The sequence below is a fragment of the Aestuariibaculum sp. YM273 genome, assembly GCF_030908365.1.
GTDB classification, from domain to species: Bacteria; Bacteroidota; Bacteroidia; order Flavobacteriales; family Flavobacteriaceae; genus Aestuariibaculum; species Aestuariibaculum marinum.
This window is the reverse complement of the sequence record NZ_CP133090.1, coordinates 2,414,275-2,440,316: the sequence shown is the minus strand read 5'-3', so window position 1 is coordinate 2,440,316 and position 26,042 is coordinate 2,414,275. Positions and strand designations below refer to the sequence as shown.

The window sequence follows — 26,042 nt, the reverse complement described above, 5'->3', positions numbered from 1 at the left end:
TGTATAAACATATGCAATTAGTATATTAGTGCTAAATTTTACATCTAAAAAAATTCTGATTACATGAAAAAAATAAGTTACCTGATTATTGTTTTGGCTTTAAGCATTGTAGCCTGTAAAGAAAATAAAAAAGAAACAACAACCGAAGGCAATATGGAAGTTGCTGCAAGCGAAAAATTTGTAGCTAAACCAGAAGCGACTTCTGTTAAATGGACCGCTTACAAAACAACCGATAAATTACCTGTTGGTGGTGAGTTTACGGTTTTAAAATTCGATGAAAAGTCTGGTGCTACAGCCGAAGAAGCTTTAAACAATTTAAACTTTTCAATTCCGGTTAGTAGCTTATTCACCAAAGATCCTTCTAGAGATGCTAAATTAAAAGAATCGTTTTTTGGGGCTATGCTTGATACCGACCTTATAAAAGGAACTATTAAAGTGGCTAACGGTAACTATGTAGCTACCTTAACCATGAACGGGGTGACTAAAGATTTACCCCTTACTGTTGAAATTACCGATGAACGTCGTGTAAAAATGACAGGAACCATGAATTTAGCAGACTGGGATGCCCTTGGTGCTCTTGAAAGCTTAAATAAAGTATGTTTCGATTTACATACGGGACCCGATGGTGTAAGCAAAACCTGGGAAGACGTTGCTATTGAAGTAAGCACTTATCTTCGTAAGAATTAACCTTACAAACGAAAATATTTTTATACGAAAAGCTACTTAAACAAGTAGCTTTTTCTTTTTAATTCCTTATTTTTCGGAAACTTAATCAACTATATGGAATTAGAAACCCTAATTGAAAACTTCAAGCAGAAGGACGAAAAAGCGTTCGAAACCCTGTACAATATGTATAGTGAAAGCATGCAAGGTGTTATCTACAATATTGTTCGCGATAAAGATATAGCCGAAGAAGTTATGCAGGATGTATTTATTAAAGCCTGGCATAATGCAAGCAGTTATTCTTCTGAAAAAGGCCGTTTTTTTACCTGGATTTTAAATATTGCAAGAAATGCAGCAATCGATAAAACACGATCTAAAGCATTTAAGAAAACCAAACAAAACCTTGATGCCGATTTTTTCGTAGATATTCTTGAAAGCAGCGACAGTTTAGATAGTTCAACCGACGCTATTGGAATCAAAACATTCGTAAAAAAACTAAAAGAAAAATGCAAGGCAGTTATTGAACTCCTCTATTTTAAAGGTTTCACACAAGTTGAAGCTTCTGAAGCTCTCGATATGCCCGTTGGAACTATAAAAACCCGAAACCGAAACTGCATTAAAGAATTAAGAAACATGGTATTAGAATAAGATGGATATACAAGCTTACATAGAATCTGGAATTTTAGAGCTATATGTAGCTGGTGCACTTTCTGAAAAGGAAAATAAGGAAGTGTACAATCTCATGCTACAATATCCTGAAATATCACAAGAAGTCTTAGACATTGAAAGTGCAGTAATTAAACTTACGGCATTAGTGTCTCCAGTAAAAAATAACGACAAAATTTTACAGGCTATAAAAGCCCACTTAGGATTAAACGGAACCGACAGTAAAGTTATATCTATGCCAAGATACAACTGGGTAACCTACACGGGTTGGGCTGCATCGGTAATTCTAGCTATGGGCCTATTCTGGACCGTAACTCAAAACAAACAGTTACAATCAGCTATTCAGATAAGTAAAACACAACAGGAACTATTAGAAACCCAAATTGCCAATGCGAATAACAGTTTGGAAGAAGCTAATACTTTAATTTCTGTTTTGAGAGATAATAACATAACTAAAATACCTTTAGCCGGTCAAGGAAATTTTGCCACTACCTATGCTAATGTGTATTGGGACAAAACTAACGATCGTATTTATTTAGATGCACAGGGCTTACCTGAACCTCCTGAAGGAAAAGTGTATCAAGTTTGGTCTTTAACTTTAAGCCCATTAACACCTACTAGCTTAGGCACTATAGACGATTTCATAACCGACGATAATAAAATATTTGAAATTGAAAACGCCAATGCAAGTGAGGCCTTTGGTATTACTTTAGAGCCAGCAGGCGGAAGTGAAACACCTACTATGGAATTCCTTTATACGCTTGGTGTAGTTAATGCGAGTTAATAAAAAAACCAATAATTAAATTCTTAAAAAATATCCTCTAACGCTTTTAGGGGATATTTTTTTATTAATACCCCGATTAAAAGCTTTAAAAATTGACCTTTTAGAGGTTTGGTTCGACATTCCTTCGGGAATTGTTCGGGTTTTCTTCGTAAAATAAGGGTTTTACCGAAGAATTCCCGAGGGAATATCGAATCTGTATCGAAGGAGACCTAAAAACGGAATGAGCATCTTCCAAACAAAATGGTTAATTTGATTATTCTAAAAATATAAGAAAGGCTTATTTTACACATAATTAAACTATTGTGTTTTTTATAAATTCCTGTAATGTCACGCAACCATTTTTTAATATTTGCATCTAAACCATAAAGCCTCGACATGATATTACGAATCTTACTATTTCCGGTATTACTCCTTTTAGTTGGTTGCGATACAAAATCTGATGATCCTATTACAGCCGACGAATCATTACTTCTGGGAAAATGGAAACATACCCAATCTTACATTAGTTCAGGTGGCCCTCAATATTGGGTAGATCAGGAAAACGGAAAAATTTTTGAGTTTTTTGAAACCGGTATATTTTCTTCAGATATGTTTGCTGAATGTTCGATTGGGGATTTTTCTATAGAAGAGCATCAATTAATATTAAAATATAACTGCCCGGACTTTGCTAGCGAAACCGAAAATGATGATGGCTTTATTACCTACACCTTAGAATTCTATTCAAATTATTTTATCCTTATTCCAACCAGCGGACCAGTTTGTATAGAAGGTTGCAGTTTTAAATATGAAAAGCAAAATTAAATCCAAACTTTAAAAACCTAAATAAAACTCGTATTCCTTTAACTCTTACTTTCAATTATTTTACTTTTGCTCTAAGTAAAACATTATAAAAAACACGAGGTGTGTAATCAGTTACACATCAATAAATAAAGAAAATGAGTATGAAAAATTCTAATTTTTCAAGACAAGAAGAAAATAATAATGTGTGGTTAACCAAGCAAGGCAGTAGCAATTTTAATATAACAGATTATGGAGTAACACCAACTGTCTTTAACACCGAAGCTGAGGTTGGTCAGGCCATGTTAAATGAATTATACAAAACAGCTGAAGCTAAAGAAGGTGATATTAATATTGCCCTTCTTGGTGGTCGAGGCGCACAACAATTGCATCGTTTACTTGGGGAATTAGCAGAATCTGGCGAACAAGATGATTTATTAGCACGATTAAATGTATTCACTCAGGATGCTTTAGCCCCTATGGGCATGGCAAATGGTCTAAGTTTTGTTCGTGATTTTGAGCGTATTTTAGGTGATGCTTTTTTCAAAAAAATTAAAAGCTTCACCCCTATGCAAACAGACACTAATGACTTAGAATCTGCTCTTATAGATTACCTAACAAAACTTGAAGAGCTAGGAGGATTAGACATCTTTTTTATTGGTCATGGTCCAGAAGAAAATGAAGCTTCTCACTTAGCGTATATTAAACCGTTATCGGGAGCGCAGCAGCATCATGTTGCTGGAATTATTCCTATTTCTAATAGTATTTTAGAACATCATATTAGCAAATTTAAAGCCGGCGGAAGTGTTGTAAGTGAAAGCGATGAGACAGAATGTCGCTCAGCACAATACATTCTAACCTTAGGCCCGGCAGCTATTTTACAAGCTAAAAAAGTGGTACAGTCTGTGGTGGACGCCGACTCTGCTCCCGCCAAAGTACAAACCTATGCTAATGTTTTAAACACAACATTAAGTTCTAATCCTGAAGAGGCAATGCATCAATTAAACGCTAACCCCGGCTTATGGATTAGATTACACGACAATGCTAAATCATTTGTGTTATCTAATTTAGGTGTTTAAATTAACAAGAATTCTCAATAAATTTCAAGCCTGTTTCTAGATAGAAACAGGCTTTTTTAATAGAAAATAGTATATTCACACCCAAAATTATTGTGTTCGTACACAGGATTAAAACAAAACCTAAGAATTTTATAATGAAAATACATTTTAAAAAATCGTATTTAATTTTAACCTTTTTGTCTACATTTTGCCTATCTGCCTATTCCTTTGCACAGAAAAAGCAACCAAATATTATCGTCTTTCTGGTAGACGATATGGGATTAATGGATACCTCTGTTCCATTTTTAGTAGACGCAAATGGTCAACCTAAAAAATATCCGTTAAACGACTTCTATATTACACCCAATATGGAAAAGTTAGCAAAGCAGGGTGTCCGCTTTACTAATTTCTATGCGCATTCGGTGTGTTCTCCAACACGTGCATCCATACTAACAGGTCAAAATTCTGCTCGCCATGGTACAACAAACTGGATTCATTTAGAGCATAATAACAAAAACAAATATGGTCCGTCAGATTGGAATTGGGAGGGTTTAAACAGTTCTTCTATTACCTTACCGCGCTTATTACAATCTAAAGGTTATAAAACAATTCATGTTGGAAAAGCTCATTTTGGACCTAATGGCTACGATGGTGAAAATCCAATTAATTTAGGCTTCGATGTTAATGTTGGTGGCTGTGGTGCAGGACACCCCGGGAGTTATTATGGTCGTGACGGCTATGGCAATCTCAACGGACAAAAATCTCGAGCTGTACCTGGGTTAGAAAAATATTGGAAGGACGATATCTTTTTAACAGAAGCTCTTACCAGAGAGGCAAATAATAAAATTACAGATGCTCATAAAGAGGGAAAACCTTTCTTCCTATACATGGCACATTATGCGGTTCATCAACCATTTCAATCTGATCCTCGTTTTGCCGAACACTATAAAAACTCTGGAAAAGATAAAAAAGCGCAAGCTTATGCCACTTTAATTGAAGGTATGGATAAATCTTTAGGAGATATCATCGCTCATGTTAAAGATTTAGGCTTAGGAGAAAATACACTTATTTTGTTTTTAGGTGACAACGGATCAGATGCTCCGCTCCCTATAACTAACGACTACAGTAGCTCTGAACCCTTACGAGGTAAAAAAGCGATGCATTGGGAAGGCGGTATGCGTGTGCCATTCATTGCTTCTTGGGCGACACCTAATAACAAAATTAAACTTCAAAAGGATTTAAAAATTTCTCAAAATCAAATGGAAAATCAAATGGGAACAATCTTAGACCTATTCCCTACCATTTGTAATTTAACAGATATCGATGTACCAGAATCTTACAGTTTAGATGGCTTCAACTTACAAAAACAACTAAAAGGTAAAACGAACAAAAAACGTGATAACACTTTTCTTAATCACTTTCCACACGACCATAGAACCCCTTACTTTACAAGTTTTGTAAAAGATAATTGGAAAGTTGTTTACCATTTTCAAATTGAAGGCTCACCAAAATATGAGTTATATAATTTAACTAACGATCCGTTTGAAGCTACTAACCTAGCTAATTCTAATCCGGAACAATTAAAAATTATGATGAAACTTTTACAGGAAGATATGGATGAAAAACAAGCGCTTTATCCTGAAAAAGACGGACAATTATTAAAAATTATTCATCCTTAAGAAAAACCAATCTTCATAAAAAAGCCTTGAAACCATATAAGTTTTGAGGCTTTTTTTATGCTTAAACCAAAAAATATTGAAAATAACTTTTCTCCATTTCATATTAATCGTAATATTGCAATAAAACAATTAATATGGGTTTAGCTAAAACTGAAATATTTACCGATTCGCAAAATGAAATTGCCTTATTTGCTAAGGCTTTCGGTCATCCGGCTCGTGTTGCCATTCTACAGCACTTATTTAAAATTAATACTTGTGTGTGCGGTGATTTGGTAGACGAAATTGGTTTAGCACAACCTACAATTTCGCAACATTTAAAGGAATTAAAACATTTAGGGTTAATTAAAGGTTCGGTTGAAGGTACCAGCGTATGCTATTGCATCAATCCAGAAGTATGGACTAAAATGAAAGTTGTAATGACTGGGTTTTTAGATCAGGATTTACCAAAAACATCCTGTTGTTAACCCTAAAACACAAAATTAAAATCATTGTATTATGAAACTATCAGAAGTAAAATCAGCACTGCAAAGTTTAGAAACCATCGCGTTTCAACTACCGAATGGCGACTTAGTACCAAGTCATTTTCACGTAACTGAAATTGGAAAAATAAGCAAAACGTTTATCGATTGTGGCGGAACTGTAAGACATGAAAACATTGTGAATTTTCAATTATGGAATGCTAACGATTACGACCACCGTTTACATCCTGAAAAATTATTACACATTATTGAGCTTTCAGAAAACACCTTGAATATTGAAGACGCTGAAATTGAGGTAGAATATCAGGGAGACACCATTGGTAAATTCGAATTGGATTTCGATGGCACTTCATTTTTACTAACCAACAAACAAACTGATTGTTTAGCAAAAGATAATTGTGGTATTCCTGCAGAAAAACCAAAAGTAAAATTATCAGAATTACAAGCAGCAAACACATGTGTTCCGGGAAGCGGTTGTTGTTAATTTATACATATTAAGAGATTATTTTTAAAACATGGCATTATACCAAAACATTGAAAAAACGTTACTAAACTTACCTACCGATACTGTAAGTGATGAACGTAAAACAACATTACAACCGTTAATAGACTTTATCCAGGACAAAGTTACTGCACAAAAAGAAGTACGTTTAAATTTTATTTGCACACACAACTCCAGACGCAGTCATTTATCCCAGGTTTGGGCACAAACAATCGCTCATCATTTTAATATAAAACAAGTATTCTGTTATTCTGGCGGAACCGAAGCTACAGCCTTATTTCCTATGGCTGCTGAAACATTGAAAAATACAGGTTTCAATATTCAAACAATTGCTGAAGGCAACAACCCTATTTATAGTATAAAATATGCTGAAGACGAACATGCGGTTATTGGCTTTTCTAAAACTTACGATGATGCGTTTAATCCGCAATCTGAGTTTGCTGCGATTATGACCTGCTCGTCTGCCGATAAAGGTTGTCCTATAATTTTAGGAGCAGAAAAACGTATCCCAATTACTTTTGAAGATCCAAAAGCGTTCGACAACACACCGCAACAAGCGGAGAAATACAACGAACGTAGTCTTCAAATTGCTACTGAATTATTCTATGTTTTTTCACAAATTAAAGCTTAATTATGGCTACAAAAAAATTAAGTTTTTTAGATAGAAACCTAACGCTATGGATTTTTGTTGCCATGGCCTTAGGTGTTGGTTTAGGCTATTTTTTTCCTAAATTTCCAGATATTATCAATGCGATGAGTAGCGGTACAACGAATATTCCTATTGCTATAGGATTAATTTTAATGATGTACCCGCCATTAGCAAAAGTAAACTACAGCTTATTACCTGCCGTATTTAAAAACACAAAAATCCTTTCGGTATCGCTAATTCTTAACTGGATTATTGGTCCGGTTTTAATGTTCATTCTAGCCATTACCTTTTTAAAAGATTACCCCGAATATATGGTGGGTTTAATTTTAATAGGACTGGCGAGATGTATTGCTATGGTTTTGGTTTGGAACGATTTAGCCGAAGGCAGTAGCGAATACGGCGCTGGTTTAGTAGCTCTTAACAGTATTTTCCAAGTCTTTGCCTATAGTTTTTATGCCTGGATATTTATTACAATCTTACCTCCTTACTTTGGCTTCGAAGGTGCTATTGTTGATATTTCTATAGGAACCATAGCTGAAAGTGTTGCTATTTACTTAGGTATTCCGTTTGCAATGGGTATTTTAAGCCGACAAATTTTAGTTCGGTTAAAAGGTGAAGAATGGTACACAAAAACATTCATTCCAACAATTTCTCCACTAACTTTAATCGCATTGCTATTTACTATTATTGTAATGTTCTCATTAAAAGGCGAACTTATTGTTGAAATCCCAATGGATGTTTTAATCATTGCTGTCCCATTATTGATATACTTTGCCTTAATGTTTATTATTGGCTTTTTCTTTACCAAAGCCATGGGTGGCACTTACGACAAAACAGCTTCGGTAGCCTTTACTGCTGCTGGAAACAATTTTGAATTAGCCATTGCTGTTGCTATTGCTGTTTTCGGATTAAATTCCGGACAGGCTTTTACTGGTGTTATTGGGCCATTAGTTGAAGTTCCTGCATTAATTTTGTTAGTACGCGTATCGTTCTGGTTGCGTAAAAAATACTTTGTAAACGCGGTAAATTAGCATTTATATAAAATAAAAGCGGCTCAACCACGAGCCGCTTTCCCTAACAAAAAACCCAAAAAACCAAATAGGACAACCAATCCTACCGGTCCCTTGAAAATCAATTTTCCTTTTTCATCTGTTAGTATTTATTATTTTTATAATAGTCAGATGTAATTTGCCAATAATCATCTAGGTTGATTTAAAAGATTTATCGTGGCTCTTTTCATAATTATTAACTCTTTGTTCCTTTTGTTAGCTGCTATTAATCAACTCTCGAAGGATTCTCTTTTCTGTACACCATCACTCTCTTCCTTCAGTTGTATTTGTTAGTAAGACACCCTTACTTTATTTTACCCTACCCTAGGTTTTAAAATTTATAAGAAATTGTTCCTTTTATAAAAAATGGCGTTCCTGACGTAAAGTGAATTTCTTCAACAGGAGCCGCTTCATTAAACAATCTCGATTCAGTCGCAAACTGTGTTTCATTCCACTCGGTATCGAATAGGTTTTCTACAATCACTCCTACTGTAACTTTATTAAACGTATAATTCGCGTTAAAATCGGTTACAAAATAACCTTTGGCTACAATACTGTTATCTTCATTTGCTGGTCGGTCATCAACATATCTATAGCGTAATCCCCCCGAAAACCCATCCAAATTATCTACCGCCAGTCCACCTGCCAAAGTAAAATCCGGTGCTAAAGGAATATAATTTTCTCCTTCAGGATCTTCAGTACTTCTGGCATGTGTTACAGTAGCATCAGAATCAAAATACAACCAATCGGTTAACTGGTAACGCAATCCTAAATCGATACCATAACGCTCCGTTTTTCCACTTGGTTCAACAATTCCGGCATCGCCCACATAAACAAACTCTTGCTCTAAAAACAAATACCATAATGCTGAATTAACAATTAACTTTGGAAACGGTTTCCAAACACTTCCTAAATCGGCGCCATATGAACGTGGTAAAATATCTTTCCCCATTTGGCTTACCACCACGCGCGTATCGTTGGAATGAAACCCTAATCCCGATTTTAAATACACTTGTAAATTGGTTAAAACATCATAATAGAAATTTAGTTTAGGACTTACAATGGTTTTGGTTTCGGCCTGTGTGCTATAAGTATCTTGTAGCTCATCATTATACATGAACTTAAAATAATCCAAACGTAAAGCCGGGGCTATTTTCAACTTCCCAAAATCGAATTGTGAATTGGTAAACAGCCCCATATTGGTTTGATTTAAATCCCCCAATTGTATTTGCTCTAAAGTTGTTTTTCTGTTTAGCGTATGCGATAACTCAATATCATTAACGATATCGTGACGCAAGCTAGCTCCTGAAGTCAATGTTAATTCTACATCTCCTAACAAGATTTGCTGACTTAAGGCAGTATTGAATCCGAATATATGACGATCTTCCTTTTGCTTGATTTGATCGCCATTTACAGGGTCTTCTAAAAAGAACGTAAAATTGGAATATAATTCAAATCCGTAATGCGAATAAAACGCATTGCTCTTCAGCATAGAATTATCCGAGATATGCTTATTAAATTCCACATTAAAATTAGTACGTTCGGTAGTCCCGCCTTCGGTATCATCAATAGCTCCAAAACGAGAAATGCTTCCATCATCGACAGCGCGCTGCGGAATTTGCCCCGAAGCATCCCAACGGCTCGTAAAGTGCGATAACGTAACCGATACCTTATCGTTGTTCGGTGAATAGCTGGTAAATTTCCCAAACAGATTTAACCGGTTGAAATTTTGTGGTGACTCGTAAGGTCCATCAGTAGCGATATATTCGGTAGCGATGTAGGCATTTTTATCGGCATCATGTTCCAGTAAATTGAACATTCCCAATGTTCGTAAGGTATTAAAATCGCCAATGGTTAAACCAACTGAACTTTCTTTTAAATAATCTTTAGTTGAAAAATCTACATAGCCAGCTGTGGCAAAATCACCACGTTCGGCATAATACGCCCCTTTTCCAAAATCTATTTTGTTTACCGTTTCCGGGATCACAAAGTGTAAATCGCTATACCCCTGACCATGCGCGTGTGATACCATATTTACCGGCATTCCATCGACTGACAGTGAAATATCGGTACCATGATCGATATCGAAACCACGTAAGAAGATCTGTTCGGCCTTTCCGCCTCCAGCATGTTGCCCGATTGTTAAACCCGGAACTTTTCTCAATATTTCCTGAGACGAGTTTACCGGATTTGTTTTTAAATCTAATCGGGAAATGGTACTCACCGGATTTACAGTTTCGTTAATGACTAATTCACTTAACTGAAAGGACTTCTCCTCTAGGGCAATAATTTGTTTTTTTTGAAAACAGGTACCATCGATTATGAAGAACTTATTTTTAAATCCTAAAAGTCCAATTTTCAAGGAATCGCCCACAGTGCAATTGTCTAGTACAAACAGGCCATTTTCTAAAGAATGGGCATGGCTTTTAGAGTTTAAATTATAGATATAGGCAGCCTCCAATGGTTGTTTCGCTTTATTAACCACAACACCTCTAATTTGTTGTGAAAAACTAAGCTTTGTACACATTATGGCTGAAAATAGCATCATCAGTTTTAATACGTTCATGATTGTTTTTGGGTTATATATTTTTGACATTTTTTTCGGTCAACGGACCTAATTCAAAAATACTTTCCAGCAAATCCTTTTTCAAGATTTTTGCTTCTTTTAACTTATTATTAGCTTTATATACTTCAGCCATATGTAGTAGAGTTTGGGGCTCATATGTTTGGTTCGCGACATGTTCTTTCATGATTTTCAAGGCTTTTCTTTTAAAGCCTTGTTTATAATAAGCCCAGGCTAGCAAACCATACGATTGTGGTGTTGGTCTATTAGTAACTTCGGTTTCTGCTATTGCTAAAGCTTCATTTAAATTTTCATTTATATCGGTATAGAGAATAATGGTATAGGTGTTATACATATCACCATAAAGCGGATTGTTTACTGCGATTTTGTAAGATTGCAATTCCTTTTTATACAGTCTTGAATCTTTCTTAAACTTTGCTATTTCTGCTTTTAACAGGTAATAATCTGGTGCATGATACGTTTGCGAAACCGTATTTAAAATACGAAGTGCTTCATCTGGGTTTTTCTCATAAGAATATACAATCCATGCAATACCGCGTTTGGCATAGGCATCATTCGGACTTAATTCTAAAGCTTTTAAAAAGTGATTGTACGAGGCTTCTATATTTCCACTATGTCCATAAAAATCTGCAAGGTTGGTGTAAATCCACTGCTTTGAAACTGCAAGGTTAGACTGTTCAGCTTTGACTTTGGCTTGTTCTAAATATTTGATAGCGGCATCTAAATTGCCACGGTGATCAGACCATTTCGCTACCCGAATGAGATAATCGAAATCGGCATCGTTACTAAACTTATCCAAATAACTTTTTGCTAAATCGTAATTTCCCAATTCTAAATGCACATCAAACAGCATTTTTTGAGTACCCTCTAGTTTATCGCCAATAGATTCTGCTTTTTCCAGTAGTATTAAAGCTTCCTTAAACTTATGCTGAGATATATAGTTGGCAGCAAGTCCTTTTAAATATGAGGTGTTCGAATAATTAGTTTTTATATTTAGAGTCTGGTAGACATTCTGAGCATCTTTAAGATATTCTATTTCTCCTGTTATTCCGAATAGCTGACTATATGCCGAAGCTATTTTTGATAAATAAGGAAATTGATTTGGGGTACGATCAAGCTTCTCTTTCCAAAACTTTAAATCATTTAAGGCTTCTTTTTTAGCCGTTTCATTGGTCGTTTCTAAATAAACATTATACTCCTGAGGATTTGTTATTTTTTTAGATATTATTGTACAGCTTGTTACAGATACAAGCAGGCAAAACACGGTAATACATTGTAGGTTCATTGTATTTGTTTTTAAGGTTATTGTTTGTTAGAGAAACTCAGAAACAAAGAGTAAATTCTTTGTTTCTGAATTAATTTTAAGCTTCTACCATGGTGAAGCTAGATATGGAAATGAGGCTAAAAAAGGCTTGTCATTGGCATCAACATTATCATCTGATAATCCAGGGTTCTCTGAAAAATCTTCTCCTCCGAAGATTAATAAGAGTTCTACCGTAATGACATCATCTGATAAATTTCTACCTGTCAACACATTAGTTCCATCGTAAAAAGTAGTGGTTCCATCAAGAGACACGTTCAACACATCTGTAGCGAGTACACTGGTAAACGTGGCAGCATCTAGCCCTAATGCGTTGGTATCTCCTGCATTAGCAAAAGCAGGGCTTAACCCTTCTAAATTGGTTTGAAACATACTTTGAAATGATGCGTTTTGCATAGATGGCACTGTAACATTAAACATATCTTTACTTGATGGCGACACAAAAACAGTATTTACTGCTGGTCTTCCCATCTGATCTTCCTGCATGTAGGTTCCTGCTAAATTCGGAAGTCCGTTTTCCATTTTCATATCATCGTCGTCACTACAATTGAATGCTACTAAAGGCATTACTAAAAGTGCTAGAAATAGTTTTATATTTTTCATAATTGTCAGTATTTCGTTTTTTAAGTTTTTTATTGCTTTCTTTTTGATTCCACCCAGGTGTTAATAGTTCCGCTACCACCTATTTGACTTTTCGGCACTTCAACTACAACAGACATTACATTGGTTCCTGCGAAAGTATCGGAAGCCATACCGTCTGGTAAAAAGGCGCCTTCTTCCATACCGTCTCCATCGTCGTCACCAGGCGTTACAATTTGTACATAGCGGGCAAAATCCATAAAAAACGGATCGTCTCTTGGCCCTGCGAATACTTTAACTCCGTTTTTCATCCCCATCATGGCATCAGATCCATACGGTGTAATATTAGCTACAGCAGCGTTATACACTTCGTTTGTCCCTACCATACTGTTTAAACCTGTTTGCATTGGCATTTTAGGTCCGATAACATACATTTTCCCGTCTTTAGGAATCGCCTGAATGACATAATCTTCAACATAATCGTTATCGCTATCAATGTTGAATTCAATCATAACACTTTCATCAAAACTTGCCGATGCTGTGTTTGCCGGACTTAATAAGCCCTGAACATTGGCTACAAATACCAGGTTGTTGGTATCTTCACCTTGAAAGGCATAAAAATCTGTAATGTCGCTAGAGCCACCCTGCACGGACGGTGCATCGATGTGGTCGGCTGCAACAACAAAGTAACTAGCTACTGCTACTACTCCAATTCCTAAAACTGTTTTTAACTTTTTCATACGTTTATTAATTAGTTATTTACTCGGTTCTCATGCATACCTACGCAAAAAAGAAAAACCCGGTTTTGTTAAAATTTTGTTAAAGAAAATAATTGCAAAATATTCCTTGAAAACATTACATTTACACGAACAAAACCACAAGCCATGAATCCGTCTGCAAATGGTTGGATAAAAAAACTACTAAGAGAAGTTGAGGCAAAGCCTGAATTTCTTAACCTTAGCGATAAAACCTTTTATACCGCTTTAAGAGATTGTGGGTTTATTTATGGAAGTAATTTAGATGTGGCTTTAAACATCCTTCCTAAAGAAGATCTGATAGAAGAAGAGCTTTGTAAAATAAATCATTGTTTAGCATTGCTACACACTTACCACAACGCCACTACTGAAACACCTTTTGTTGAAAGCGTTATTGATTTTTATACTGAAATAAGCGAAAGGAAAACTTCGTTTTTTGAAGATTTATTAGGCGGAAAAAAATCGGACGAACAATTAGAAAAGCTAATACACAAGCGTATTCAGATTGATGCTAATATCATCACAAAAAATTTTAACTACTTCATTATAAATGCGCTCTTATATATAGATGTGCTCGCTTATGATAATTATTTACGAGAGCAAACCATTTCAACGTCTTACATAAAAAACCTTGAAGCCTCTATTGAATGTGTCTCATTAGATGTTTTAAACACAAAGGAAGACAAGAATGCATATGATGAAAGTTTAATTCGGTTAATTGAATCTTCTCTTCGTTTTCAGGACCACACACATATTACTTACGAAGATGCCATTTCGAATATTAAGACACCTTTAGAAAAGCAATATATATTAGATTTGGCTTGTATGGCCGCCTGGACTGACAAAACGATTGATAGTACTGAAAAACGGTTTCTAATACAATTAGGGCGAGATTTCAAAATTGAAACCCAACTCATAAAACAATCGCTGGAAACGGTAAATAGCTTTTATACCACAAACAAAGAGAATATTGCCGTTTTAGGCTCTAAAAATATTGTTCAGAGTTTTTATAATAACTCTAGCAAAATGGTAAAAAAGTTGATTACCAGAAACAGAAAACGCTTGTATAAAGAGTTAAAGGACAGTAAAGAACTTATGGTACTTTTAACACAATCGACTGTGAGAGACTTAACTTCAGAAGAGCAAAAAAAAATTCAGGATCAATTACTGGATATTTTTAAATCTATACCAAGCCTAGCTATTTTTTTACTTCCGGGTGGTGCTATATTACTGCCTTTAGTTGTGAAATTTATACCAAAACTCCTGCCTTCTGCTTTTGATGAAAATCGCATTGATGAAGATTAAGTTTTAAGATTCCAACCACTCTTTAAAATCCTTAACCCGCTCACGCGCCACAATAACTTCATCGTCATTATAACTATTCAATTTTATTTGTAATCGCGAATTGGTATAACTTATCATATCTTTTATGGCATTAATATTCACAAAGAATTTTCGATTAATTCTGAAAAATAGTTGAGGCTCTAATTCACTTTCTAAACTTTCCAAAGTGTTATCTAACAAATAATTCCTACCATCTTTGGTATGAATATAAGACCCTTTATTTTCGCTGTAAATACATTCTATATCATCGACTGCAATCAATTTTAAATGTTGTCCCACTTTTACAGAAAATCGCTTTTTATACTCCCGGTCTATAGGGTTAACCAGTAACTTTTTAATATCATTAAAATCTAAAGACACTGATTGCTGTTGTGGTAAACGCTCCTTATATTTCTCAACAGCAGTTTTCAAATCGTCTTCATCAATAGGTTTTAATAAATAATCGATACTGTTTAGTTTAAACGCCTGAAGCGCATATTCGTCATAAGCCGTGGTAAAGATTACAGCACTTTTAATAGGTATTGTTTCAAAAATTTCAAACGACAAACCATCACTCAACTGAATGTCTAAAAATATTAAATCGGGATGCGTATTGGCGGTAAACCAGTTTAAAGATTCCTCTACTGAGTGCAACATAGTGCTCACTTCTATATCCAGCTTTTCCAACATACGCTTTAATCGGCGCGCCGATGGCTTCTCATCTTCTATAATAATAACGTGCATATATAAAATCTTAATTCTACTAAAAATATTAAACCACTAGTTCTTATCCTAGAACAACTATTCCCAACGATTAATTTTCTCTTTTTCAAGAAATGCCTTTATTTTACGTGCCTCCCAATCTTTCTTAAAAAGAATTTTCCCTTTAAATATATGCCAGCCATGAATGCCAATAAAAACAGTCCAACCTAACAGCACAATGATATCAAACCAAAAGAAAAAATCTTTATATGGCCCAGACATGATATACAAATTACATCCCAAAAGAGCTGCCAGTATAAAATACCCAACCAAATGAATGTAAAATATTTTTAAATTATATACCTTTTTTTGGGCCTTCAAGAATGCTTCTTGAGTTAGTTTATCGCTGTTCATTGTTATCTAAATTTATGTTTCTTTTTTCTTTCTCCATATACTCGGCAATCTTACGTTCTTCCCATTTTTTACCAAAAATAAAATCAACTCCATAGACACTTAAAAAATGAAATAACAAACCAATGCCCCAAAACAAAGGGGTTGCAAAAGTGCCAAAACTAAAGAACTCTCCTCCATTGGAAACAATAAGAATAATTATAAAAAGATTAACTATAATGTAACTTGCCAAGTGCCAGTAAAACCCTAATATTTTTTTCACCTTTTGTTTAGCCCGCAAGTAAGCATCCTCGCGGTAAAACCGTTCGTCTGAACCTTCGTTTTTATAAGATTCTAAATCGTAATTTTTCATAATATTTTTTAATTAAATTATTTCCATCGGGTATTTTCTTCCTCACGCATAAATTGCTCAATTTTTCGCTTTTCCCAGTTGCGACCTAAAAACTGATCGTTCACAAAAACTCTAAACGCTTGAATAACCAGACCTATTCCCCAACCAAACATAGGAAACCAAAACCACTGAAAGCCCCAGGATGTTTTATAGTTTACAAATATTAAAAAAGGAATTACTAAAAAATAAGATAACAGACTATAATAAAAGCCTTTAAGTTCGTCTACATGATTACGTGCTCTTACATAAGCATCATCTAATGATTGGTTTGATTGTGTTCTCATAACTGATATTTGTTTGGTTAGCATTGGTATTGCGACTACAAAACGGTTTGCTTCCTGATTGATGTTTATTTTTCTTGACGTTAACAGCTTATAACGCTGCATAATGTTATTAAGGCCAACGCCACTACTTTTCTTTACAATTTGCTTAGGCTGTAAATTATTTTCTACCACCAGAGTATTACCGTCTTCATAAATTTTAATATGCAACGGTTTTACAGGCGTAACCATATTGTGCTTTACAGCGTTTTCAAGTAGTAATTGTAGGGATAACGGTACCACTTTACTTTCCGGATTTGTAACCTGCTCAGGGATTGTAAATACAATACTATCTTCGAATCGCATTTTTAATAAAGACATATAGGTCTTTGCAAAATTGAGTTCCTCTTCAACAAGTACCAACTCTTTATTTTTTTGTTCTAAAACGTACCTGTATACTTTAGATAATCCTGATGTAAATTTCTGAGCATTTTCAGGGTTTTCATCAATTAAACTAGTCAATACATTTAAACTATTGAATAAAAAATGTGGATCTAACTGATTTTTTAAAGCATCGAATTTTGCACTTGCCGTACCCGCAATAACCTTCTGTTCTTTAATTCGGTTTTGCTGATATCGGTTATAGAAATAGATAAGATGAAAAATGACAACAATAATCAAGGTTATGATTAATCCGAAGCCATAATATTGAATTCGTTCGTGGTTTAAAAATTCCTGAAACGAATGGCCATTGTACCACACCGATGTTCCTGCCCGCAATACAAACAATCCGGAAAGGGTTACCACAACAGATCCTAGAATGCCTAGAATAATACGCTTAACAGATTCGGTAGATTTCCACTTTAAAGTTTCAAGATAACTGAAGAACAATAAATTAGAATATCCTAAAACAAATGAATACAGTTGATAGAATGCAAAGCTTATCAATGCTACCTTTACACTTACGAACTGCAATCCGTTTTCAAGTATATTGCCTACTAAAAAAACAGCGCATCCTATAAAAAATGTAATGATTATATTTTTGAATCCTTTGGTCATATTAAGTTCTAAATTGCTATCCTCGTTATCTTCGATATTATTATTCCTTAAATTTAGTAAAAGGAATCATAATCAATCTAACTACAGTACAAATTTGCGACCTTAACATGGGGTTCCGAAAAATGTTTTACCGAACTGTCATTTTTAATTACTGAATTGTGATAAGTGAACTATTAAGAACAAAAAAAGCCAATGAATACTGATGCAGCAATATTCATTGACTTTATTCATTACCGTTAAACCCAACGGTAATTATACTACATTACCCTTATATTATTGTGTAGCACTATATTTAAAAACAATCGGTACTGCATAGTTTACTTTTACAGGTCTACCGCGTTGTTTTCCAGGTTTCATTTTAGGTAATAAGCTAACGATACGCTCAGCTTCTTTTTCTAAAATTTTATCAGGGCCTCTAGATCTAATACTGGTTACATAACCTTTTTCATCAATAATGAATACTACCGTTACACGTCCACCAATAGCTAAATCAAGAGCTGCTTCTGGATAATGAAAATTATTTTTTACGTGTTCTAACATTTTAGAATTAAAACATCTCACAGTTGCTGCTTTAGATTTCCCTTCACATCCAGGAAACACGGGTACGTTTTCAATAACTGAAAATGGTACTTCAGCAACTTCTTCTACTTCGGTAACAGCAACATCAGAAACACCTAAGTCTGTATCGCCATATTCAACAATAGCATCTGTTTGAGTTACTTCAGTACTTTCAAAAACAGTTTCTTCTATAATTTCTTCATCCTCCACAATTTCAACACTCTCTGTTACAATAGCAGGAGGTGGTGGCGGTGGCGGTAAGGTTTGGGTAAATTGCACAATAGGAATTTCTTCCTCAGTTTGGGCCTGCATATTTACATAACCTATATCAACATCTTCTGTTTCATAGGTTCTATATTCTAAAGCTTGCCAAGACAAAAATAGCATGATATTAAGACCGATAGCAAAATATAAACTGCTGTTTCTGCCAATTTCTACATCGGGATTTTTTTTAGGTAACATAGCTGTTTATTTATAGTAGTAAAATTAACCTATACGCTCGATTACTACTATGACATTTATCATATATCACCTAGAAAATTTACTACATAAAACGTGAGTTTTAACCTTCTACTCGTTGCCTTCTAAGTAGTATTTTAGCATAGTCCCGACTTTCTTTATCACCGTAATCGCGGTAAGCACGTTGGGCCCATTGTAAAGCTAAATCGGTATCACCTAAAACCTCGTAAGATACAGCTATATTTAAAGCAGCACGTCCGGCCGATTTACTTCTTGGATTATCATTTATAATACGTTTCCAGACAGCAATGGCATCATTCCATTTAGCGACCTCTGCTGAGCGCCACCCAGCGCTGAATAAGTCTTTATCACGTCCTTTTCCTTTTTTATACATGTCTCGTTTTACACGATAATAACTTGGCAAAAACCTATTGATATAATCAAATCCGGCGGCATAGGCTGTTTCACTTAAGGCGTTCATTGGCGGCATCCCATTGACTAAATCGAAATTCATGTAGTGGGTTTGCTGAAACTGATCGATAACAGTTTTAGAATACGGGTCGTACAACCTCCAGTAACTTCGAACATTTACGCGAGCTCCGGTTGGAATTCTAGCACTTGGTTTTCCTGTGGTAATTACCGCATTAACCTGATCGACCACTGCCGAACGAATTAAATCGGAATTAGAATCGAAGTTTTCCAATACCAGTAACACATCGGCATTCGACTTTTCACATATTTGAGATACCTTATCCCATGGCAATAAATCGGGCGTGGTTCGTGTGCCTGTACCGTACAAACGTAGCGTGTCTGGCATAATAATTTGAACATGGCTCTTGTTGTGAATGCCATCGTACACCCCTTTCATAGCCTCGTCTGATGCAATTCTGTCCGATCCCATCACTTCCCCTGTGGTGATGGCCTCCATGGTCTCTGCGTTTTTATCTTCAACCTTTGTTAACGAACGGTTTACCAGAACCACATTCGACACATTCTCAGGTAGAATAACCGCTGGTTCCTGCGGATAATTTAAATACACATAGCCTGAAGTGCCGCAGGATGTCAAGCTCAAACCAAGTATTCCTATTAATAAAAAGTAGATGTTTTTCATGTCTTTTGGGTTTAAGTTTTTCAGATAAAAACAAGAAACATGCCATTTATATTTTAACGTCCTGTTTTACCGATTGCTATATTACTAATATTTTTAGTTTTAGCTTTTATTTAAACGGACTAACCATGTTTTATTCATATTATCAAAAATATTATTTTTATAACCTTGTAACGTTTTAAATTTTTAAGCTACTTACAGTATAACTAAACCACTAATTTGAAAAAAGAACTAGAACATAGTTTTGTTGAATTGCTAGAGAAGCATCAAAATATTGTACATAAAGTTTGCCGATTGTACACTAATAATTACGATGCACATAACGATTTATTTCAGGAAATAACCATTCAACTCTGGAAAGCTTACCCAAAATTCAGAGGTGATGCGAAATTTAGTACCTGGATGTATCGTGTAAGTCTGAATACAGCTATTACACTGTACCGAAAATCGAAACGCTCTGTCAAAACGCAAGACTTTGATGGTGTATCTTTTAAAATAAAATCTGAAGCTTATGACAATACCGAAGAGGAACAATTAAAAATTTTATACAAAGCTATACACCAACTTAACGATATAGAAAAAGCCCTTGTATTTCTGTATTTAGAAGACAAGGACTACCGAGAAATAAGTGAAACTTTAGGAATTAGCGAGGTGAATGCACGAGTGAAAATGAACCGAATTAAAACCAAACTAAAAACCATATTAAATCCGTAAGCTATGGATGAATTAGATTTACTAAAAAAAGACTGGAACAAACCGTCTGACCGCAATAAACTATCTGCAAAAGATATCTACCCGATGCTGCAAAAAAAATCGTCTTCTATTGTTAAGACCTTATTTTACATTAGCATCGCCGAACTTGCCTTTTGGATTGTTATCAATTTCATCCCGTATTTTGCTTCCGAAGGCTATAAAGCGAAACTCGATTCGGTATACACCAACGAATACGTATTTGGCACTATCACCACTATTAGTTACGGCATCATCTTGTTATTTATTTACCTGTTGTATAAAGCATACAGAGCTATTTCTGTTACTGACAGCATTAAAAACCTGATGAAAAGCATTATAAAAACCCGTAAAATAATTAAGTACTATGTGCTTTACAATTTGGTTGTCGCTGGAGTTTCGTTACTTATTGGGTTTTATTATGCCTTTACCCACGATCCCGAACTCACCGATAAGTTTGCCCATTTCACAACCAAACAAGTGGTAGTTACTTCTATGATTGTGGTTGTTTTCACCGTAGTTTTTATACTGATTTTATGGTTGTTTTACCGCCTTATTTATGGTTTATTACTTAAGCGTCTCAATAAGAATTACAGGGAATTAAAGAAATTAGAAATTTAATACTATTTCGGGCGTTCTTCTAAGGGTCGGGCTTTTCGCGCTACATGGTAGCTTGCTTCAAATACTTTCGTAATGACGATTTCCATTTTATAACAATAAGAGTTTATGAGTAATCCCTATTGCGAATAATGAAATTAAACATTAAAACTCCTCTAAAAGATCTATTGGTATAACCTCGCCAACCTGCATTTGTCCTAAATGTAAGTGTCCCACTCTAACGCGGACTAAACGCAATGTTGGAAAACCTACTGCCGATGTCATTTTACGTACTTGCCTAAACTTACCTTCATTAAGGGTAACCGATATCCAGGTGGTTGGTCCGTGACGCGCATCCCGTATCTTTTTCGATCGAGTTGGTAAATCAGGCTCCTCTTCAAGTTTAAACACTTTACAGGGTTTTGTCTGGTACTTCTTTCCATTAAAGCCTATTTCTACCCCATCAGCAATCTGTTGAACAGCTTCATCGGTTATGGCTCCGTCCACCAAAGCATAGTATTCCTTATCTACCTTTTTACTGTTTACAAAGTCACTGGTTTTGCCATCCGTTGTCAATAACAATAAGCCCTCCGATTTTTCATCCAAACGGCCAATGGCCATAATTCCTTCAGGAAAATCATGTAAACTACCTAGAAAGTTCTTTTTTTGTTGTTTGCTATCGTTACTGTAAAACTGACTTAAAAAGCCGAAAGGTTTGTAGATTATAAAGTGCTTGTGCTCCATATTACACATTTCCACTTAGTATACTATATACCAATTCCTTGGTTGGCGTTTGTCCGTTTATTTTTTCTTTCACAGCCTCAAACGTCATCACAAAATCACACCCCGATTTATAAGCACTGCATCCGTAAGCGGTTTTACCTTTTATAATGGTACCTTGCTTACATTTTGGGCATTTCAATTCATCGGAATTAGCTTCACCAGAGGTAGAAGACTTTACTTCTGAAGTTTTAAGTTTCCCTGTTTTCTTCGGTTCCAATTTCAATTTAAAGTCATCATCAAAACGTACCAATCCTTCTACTTTACCTGCATCGGTTTGAAAACCTTTTAAATTAACTGTCGACCCCTTTTGAAGTAATCGCACAAATTGCTTTTCGGAGATTTTCTTACCGCTAAACGAAAACGGCATCACAAAGTTACATCCCGACTTATATGCACTGCAGCCATACGCTGATTTCCCTTTTATAATGTTGCCTTGTTTACACTTCGGACAAGTTTCTGCAAGGATACCGGCCTGCTTTTTTTGTTCGGCTTTCGCCTCACGTTTTTTAACTGTTACGGCATGTGAAATATTCGCCCTTCTGGTCTCACTACGCACCTCATACACCAAAGCATCAACCATGCGCTTCATATTTTTTATAAAAGCTCCGGCACTATACTCGCCTTTTTCAATATCTTTCAGTTGCTTTTCCCAACTTCCTGTCAATTCCGCTGACTTTAATAAGTCATTCTGAATGGTTTCTATCAACTGAATCCCTGTAACCGTTGGCAACACCTGTTTTTTATTTCGCTTGATGTATTTACGCTTAAACAAGGTCTCAATAATATTGGCACGCGTTGACGGGCGACCAATACCGTTTTCCTTCATCAACTCTCGTAAATCCTCATCATCCACCTGCTTTCCTGCTGTTTCCATGGCACGCAACAACGAGGCTTCGGTATATTGATTTGGCGGCTTGGTTTCCTTTTCTAAAAATGAAGGTTCATGAAGTCCTTTTTCACCTTTTTCAAAGCTTGGTAGAATCCCGGATTCCTTTTCTTTTTTATCCGGACTTTCAAACACCACACGCCAACCTTTCTTTAGTATTTCTTTACCTGTAGTTTTAAACGACACCTTATCGGCTTCACCTATTACCGAAGTGTTGGCCACTAAGCAATCATCGTAAAACACGGCTATAAACCGTTTCACGATAATATCGTAAACCTGTTTTTGATTATACGGCAATTGTGATTGCATCCCCGTGGGAATGATCGCATGGTGATCGGTAACTTTCTTATCGTTGAATACTTTGCTGGATTTCTTTATTTTCTTCCCTAATAAAGGTTGCGTTAAAGTCGCATAATCTGTTAATTTTCTAAGAATACCTTCTACTTTAGGGTACACATCGCTTGGTAAAAACGTGGTATCTACCCTTGGGTAGGTTACAACCTTTTGCTCGTATAAACTCTGAACTATCTTCAAAGTATCTTCGGCTGAAAAACCAAATTTATTATTACAATACACCTGTAAACCAGTTAAATCAAACAGTTTTGGTGCATATTCCTTACCATCTTTCTTTTCAATGGAAACAATCTCGAAATCACTTTCCTTAACAAGATTGGCTAAAACCTCTCCTTCTTCTTTCTTAAGAAATCGACCTTCCTCACAACTAAACAAGGTATCGCGGTACAAGGTTTGTAATTCCCAATATGGCTGTGGTTTAAAGTTTTCAATTTCCTTGAAACGATTCACAACCATAGCCAACGTTGGGGTTTGTACACGCCCAATAGATAAAACCTGCTTGTATCCGCCATGTTTTAAAGTGTACAAACGCGTTGCATTCATACCGAGTAACCAGTCGCCTATCGCTCTTGAAAAGCCCGCGTAATAAAGGTTATCGTAGCTTTCAGATGGTTTTAAATTATCGAAGCCTTCCTTTATGGCCTCGGTGGTTAAGGATGAAATCCAAAGACGTTTCACTTCACCTTTGTAATTCGCTTCATTCATTACCCAACGCTGAATAAGCTCTCCTTCCTGCCCGGCATCCCCACAGTTTATAACCACATCGGCTTTTTCGAACAGACTTTTCACAATTTTAAACTGCTTTTGTATTCCTGAGTTTGCTACCACTTTTGTTTCAAACTTTTCAGGTAACATGGGCAGATTATTCAAATCCCAGCTTTTCCAATAAGGCTTATAATCGTTAGGTTCTTTTAGTGTACACAAATGCCCAAACGTATACGTTACTGCATAGCCATTCCCTTCGAAATACCCATCGCGTTTGGCATTCGCTCCTAAAACAGTGGCTATTTCTCGTGCCACACTTGGTTTCTCGGCTATACAGACTTTCATTTGGTTTCACTAAATAAGAGTCCGCAAAATAGCAATTTTGAAGTAGTTTTTGAAAAAGACTTTTCAGGAGTTATTAACGAATTTAATCACCAATAGACTGCATGAAATCAGGGAAACCACTTGGCGTCCATTTTACTACTCTGGCTCTGGTTGCACGATTTGGATCTGATAATTCATGGCCTTTAATCTCCTTATAATCACGTGCGTGATAAATCATAATTAAATCTTTACCGTCTTCTGAAGTGGTGAATGAATTATGCCCTGGCCCATAACGTTTTACATCTTCGTTGGTATAAAACACAGGTCCTGGCGATTTATTCCAGTTTTTAAGGTCTAAAAGATCCTTATCTTCATCAATCCACAACAGACCAACACAATAATTATGATTGGTAGCACTCGCCGAATAGGTTACAAAAATTCTACCGTCATGCTTTATAACTGCCGGCCCTTCGTTAACATTATATTTCATGCGTTCCCAGCTGAATTCAGGCTCTGTGATAACTACTTCTGGTCCTACCAATGTGGTTGGATTTTCCATTTCAGATAATACTAATCCTGTACCGTGTTCGCCACCGCGTACATTCTGAGCCCAGATCATGTAACGTTTACCTTTATGTTCAAAAGTTGTCGCATCTAAAGAAAACGACTCCTGTTTGGCTTTCACTTTACCCTCTTCTTTCCAGGTGCCTTGCATTGGGTCTTTAGAGGTATTTGATAAAGCCCACATTCTGATATTCCAGATATTTTCAGCTTCACCAGCGGCAAAATAAATATACCACACACCATCAATTTTATGTAATTCAGGCGCCCAGATATGATGCCCCATAACTCCGGTTTTATGCTTGGTCCAAACAACTTTTTCTTCGGCTTCTTTTAATCCGTTTATAGTTTTGGCTTGTCTAATAACTATCTTATCGTACTCAGGCACAGTCGCAATTAGGTAGTAGGTTCCATCATCGGCTTTAAACACCCATGGGTCGGCGCGTTCTTCAGCTATTGGATTATTAAATTGTTCATTCTGTGCAAAAGACTGTAATGAAAATATAGTCAGACAGGCTAATAAAAATAGTGGTGAAAAGAATTTCATATTTAGTTTAGTTTTAATCAAATATAATAAGAGGTAAATTTACACTTTTTATTAAAACTTCCTAATTACAGTTTAAAAACTATAGGTTTTAGGTGGACTAAAATTATCATCAAAAAGGATTTCGGCATGACCACTGGCAGCATCATAAGGTGCTTTTTCAACCATTGATGGATTGGATGGATAGGTTCCGTTTGTATAAGTCAGTTCTTTTAATTCTCCCTGAGATCTGGTTAAAATAATCTTCCAACCATTTTTCACCGTCTGCTCTACCCATAACGGGGTTCTGGTTACTGTAAACTTTGTGATGGTTTTTAACTCGGGGCTTAATAACAGAATGGTACATCCACCTGTTCCGCAAAAATAGGACGTCATAAAATTAACGAAGACTTCATTTTTACCGTCGTTATTCAAATCGATTTGATAAAGCTGAAACTTTCGTTGTGACGCATCAATAATATTCAAATCCCCTTCAGATAAATATTGGGTAGTAATAAAATCCTTTATTTGCTCTGCCAAAGCATCATTTACACTTTGGGGTGCATAGATTTCTTTTGGCATTTCTTTTTTAACCTCAACCTGTTCCACCGGCTGTTCTACAGGCTCAGTAACCTGATGTTCCTCCTTATTTTTACAGGCATGCAAGACACCAACAATGGCAAATAATAAAAGTTTTATTTTCATGAACGTATTAATTTAGAAAACTATCCTAAATTTAATCAAATTCATTTACAAATATCCAT

At 35.6% G+C, this 26,042-nt stretch carries 27 protein-coding genes; 13 read left to right on the top strand and 14 right to left on the bottom strand.

Annotation, left to right across the window (positions count from 1 at the left end; translation table 11 throughout):
• The first annotated feature begins 63 nt into the window (after positions 1–63).
• The 10 genes from RBH94_RS10510 to arsB all read left to right on the top strand — a co-directional run bounded on the left by RBH94_RS10510 (position 64) and on the right by arsB (position 8,288).
• Positions 64–687: a YceI family protein gene (locus tag RBH94_RS10510; RefSeq protein ID WP_307880858.1), complete on the top strand. Its 624-nt coding sequence runs from the start codon at positions 64–66 to the stop codon at positions 685–687.
• A 93-nt stretch (positions 688–780) separates the two neighbouring features.
• On the top strand, positions 781–1,311 hold the full coding sequence (locus RBH94_RS10505) for an RNA polymerase sigma factor (RefSeq protein ID WP_307880857.1): 531 nt from the start codon (positions 781–783) through the stop codon (positions 1,309–1,311).
• Position 1,312: 1 nt separating this feature from the next.
• Entirely contained in the window at positions 1,313–2,113 is an 801-nt protein-coding gene (locus RBH94_RS10500; protein ID WP_307880856.1) for an anti-sigma factor, read from the top strand.
• Positions 2,114–2,488: 375 nt separating this feature from the next.
• A complete protein-coding gene (locus RBH94_RS10495) occupies positions 2,489–2,914 on the top strand; it encodes a hypothetical protein (RefSeq protein ID WP_307880855.1) in 426 nt (141 codons plus the stop codon).
• 140 nt (positions 2,915–3,054) lie between these two features.
• Positions 3,055–3,969: a hypothetical protein gene (locus tag RBH94_RS10490; RefSeq protein WP_307880854.1), complete on the top strand. Its 915-nt coding sequence runs from the start codon at positions 3,055–3,057 to the stop codon at positions 3,967–3,969.
• A 134-nt stretch (positions 3,970–4,103) separates the two neighbouring features.
• Positions 4,104–5,627 (top strand): sulfatase, encoded by a 1,524-nt coding sequence (locus RBH94_RS10485; RefSeq protein ID WP_307880853.1) that lies wholly within the window; start codon positions 4,104–4,106, stop codon positions 5,625–5,627.
• Positions 5,628–5,761: 134 nt separating this feature from the next.
• Positions 5,762–6,091 (top strand): helix-turn-helix transcriptional regulator, encoded by a 330-nt coding sequence (locus tag RBH94_RS10480; RefSeq protein WP_307880852.1) that lies wholly within the window; start codon positions 5,762–5,764, stop codon positions 6,089–6,091.
• 31 nt (positions 6,092–6,122) lie between these two features.
• Complete coding sequence (locus RBH94_RS10475) at positions 6,123–6,590, top strand: DUF6428 family protein (protein ID WP_307880851.1); 468 nt, start codon at positions 6,123–6,125, stop codon at positions 6,588–6,590.
• A 31-nt stretch (positions 6,591–6,621) separates the two neighbouring features.
• Positions 6,622–7,239, top strand: a complete 618-nt coding sequence (locus RBH94_RS10470) for a low molecular weight phosphatase family protein (RefSeq protein WP_307880850.1) — start codon at positions 6,622–6,624, stop codon at positions 7,237–7,239.
• Between the two features lie 2 nt (positions 7,240–7,241).
• Positions 7,242–8,288: an ACR3 family arsenite efflux transporter gene (arsB, locus tag RBH94_RS10465; RefSeq protein ID WP_307880849.1), complete on the top strand. Its 1,047-nt coding sequence runs from the start codon at positions 7,242–7,244 to the stop codon at positions 8,286–8,288.
• Between the two features lie 349 nt (positions 8,289–8,637).
• Here the strand turns inward: arsB and RBH94_RS10460 are convergent, their stop codons facing one another.
• The 4 genes from RBH94_RS10460 to RBH94_RS10445 all read right to left on the bottom strand — a co-directional run bounded on the left by RBH94_RS10460 (position 8,638) and on the right by RBH94_RS10445 (position 13,530).
• Positions 8,638–10,872 carry a TonB-dependent receptor domain-containing protein gene (locus tag RBH94_RS10460; RefSeq protein WP_307880848.1) on the bottom strand — a complete coding sequence of 745 codons (2,235 nt, stop codon included), beginning with the start codon at positions 10,870–10,872 and terminating at the stop codon, positions 8,638–8,640.
• Between the two features lie 13 nt (positions 10,873–10,885).
• On the bottom strand, positions 10,886–12,175 hold the full coding sequence (locus RBH94_RS10455; RefSeq protein WP_307880847.1) for a lipopolysaccharide assembly protein LapB: 1,290 nt from the start codon (positions 12,173–12,175) through the stop codon (positions 10,886–10,888).
• Positions 12,176–12,259: 84 nt separating this feature from the next.
• Positions 12,260–12,814, bottom strand: a complete 555-nt coding sequence (locus RBH94_RS10450; protein WP_307880846.1) for a DUF4331 family protein — start codon at positions 12,812–12,814, stop codon at positions 12,260–12,262.
• A gap of 29 nt (positions 12,815–12,843) precedes the next feature.
• Entirely contained in the window at positions 12,844–13,530 is a 687-nt protein-coding gene (locus RBH94_RS10445) for a DUF4331 family protein (RefSeq protein ID WP_188224439.1), read from the bottom strand.
• A gap of 144 nt (positions 13,531–13,674) precedes the next feature.
• On the opposite strand from RBH94_RS10445, the gene RBH94_RS10440 reads away from it, so the two are divergent.
• Entirely contained in the window at positions 13,675–14,850 is a 1,176-nt protein-coding gene (locus RBH94_RS10440; RefSeq protein WP_307880845.1) for an LETM1-related biofilm-associated protein, read from the top strand.
• A gap of 3 nt (positions 14,851–14,853) precedes the next feature.
• Here the strand turns inward: RBH94_RS10440 and RBH94_RS10435 are convergent, their stop codons facing one another.
• The 6 genes from RBH94_RS10435 to RBH94_RS10410 form a co-directional block, all read right to left on the bottom strand.
• The gene (locus RBH94_RS10435; protein WP_307880844.1) at positions 14,854–15,612 is read right to left on the bottom strand and encodes a LytTR family DNA-binding domain-containing protein; all 759 of its coding nucleotides are present in this window, start codon (positions 15,610–15,612) and stop codon (positions 14,854–14,856) included.
• A gap of 57 nt (positions 15,613–15,669) precedes the next feature.
• Positions 15,670–15,984, bottom strand: coding sequence for a 2TM domain-containing protein (locus RBH94_RS10430; protein ID WP_307880843.1), 315 nt, complete (start codon positions 15,982–15,984; stop codon positions 15,670–15,672).
• Positions 15,971–16,333, bottom strand: coding sequence for a 2TM domain-containing protein (locus RBH94_RS10425; protein ID WP_307880842.1), 363 nt, complete (start codon positions 16,331–16,333; stop codon positions 15,971–15,973). The genes RBH94_RS10430 and RBH94_RS10425 overlap by 14 nt, the downstream gene beginning before the upstream one ends.
• A gap of 17 nt (positions 16,334–16,350) precedes the next feature.
• Complete coding sequence (locus RBH94_RS10420) at positions 16,351–17,691, bottom strand: 2TM domain-containing protein (protein WP_307880841.1); 1,341 nt, start codon at positions 17,689–17,691, stop codon at positions 16,351–16,353.
• A gap of 273 nt (positions 17,692–17,964) precedes the next feature.
• Positions 17,965–18,711, bottom strand: a complete 747-nt coding sequence (locus RBH94_RS10415; RefSeq protein ID WP_307880840.1) for an energy transducer TonB — start codon at positions 18,709–18,711, stop codon at positions 17,965–17,967.
• A gap of 100 nt (positions 18,712–18,811) precedes the next feature.
• On the bottom strand, positions 18,812–19,819 hold the full coding sequence (locus RBH94_RS10410; RefSeq protein ID WP_307880839.1) for a DUF6340 family protein: 1,008 nt from the start codon (positions 19,817–19,819) through the stop codon (positions 18,812–18,814).
• A 216-nt stretch (positions 19,820–20,035) separates the two neighbouring features.
• Here RBH94_RS10410 and RBH94_RS10405 point away from each other — a divergent pair, with 216 nt between their 5' ends.
• Together RBH94_RS10405 and RBH94_RS10400 are read left to right on the top strand one after the other, a co-directional pair.
• Complete coding sequence (locus tag RBH94_RS10405) at positions 20,036–20,530, top strand: RNA polymerase sigma factor (protein WP_188224528.1); 495 nt, start codon at positions 20,036–20,038, stop codon at positions 20,528–20,530.
• 3 nt (positions 20,531–20,533) lie between these two features.
• Positions 20,534–21,166, top strand: a complete 633-nt coding sequence (locus tag RBH94_RS10400) for a hypothetical protein (protein ID WP_307880838.1) — start codon at positions 20,534–20,536, stop codon at positions 21,164–21,166.
• A gap of 141 nt (positions 21,167–21,307) precedes the next feature.
• On the opposite strand, the gene RBH94_RS10395 is transcribed toward RBH94_RS10400, so the two are convergent.
• The 4 genes from RBH94_RS10395 to RBH94_RS10380 form a co-directional block, all read right to left on the bottom strand.
• Positions 21,308–21,886: a pseudouridine synthase gene (locus RBH94_RS10395; protein WP_307880837.1), complete on the bottom strand. Its 579-nt coding sequence runs from the start codon at positions 21,884–21,886 to the stop codon at positions 21,308–21,310.
• Between the two features lies 1 nt (position 21,887).
• Positions 21,888–24,215 carry a type IA DNA topoisomerase gene (locus RBH94_RS10390; protein ID WP_307880836.1) on the bottom strand — a complete coding sequence of 776 codons (2,328 nt, stop codon included), beginning with the start codon at positions 24,213–24,215 and terminating at the stop codon, positions 21,888–21,890.
• A gap of 82 nt (positions 24,216–24,297) precedes the next feature.
• Positions 24,298–25,302 carry a glycoside hydrolase family 43 protein gene (locus RBH94_RS10385; RefSeq protein WP_307880835.1) on the bottom strand — a complete coding sequence of 335 codons (1,005 nt, stop codon included), beginning with the start codon at positions 25,300–25,302 and terminating at the stop codon, positions 24,298–24,300.
• Between the two features lie 72 nt (positions 25,303–25,374).
• Positions 25,375–25,983 carry a hypothetical protein gene (locus RBH94_RS10380; protein ID WP_307880834.1) on the bottom strand — a complete coding sequence of 203 codons (609 nt, stop codon included), beginning with the start codon at positions 25,981–25,983 and terminating at the stop codon, positions 25,375–25,377.
• Between the last annotated feature and the right edge of the window lie 59 nt (positions 25,984–26,042).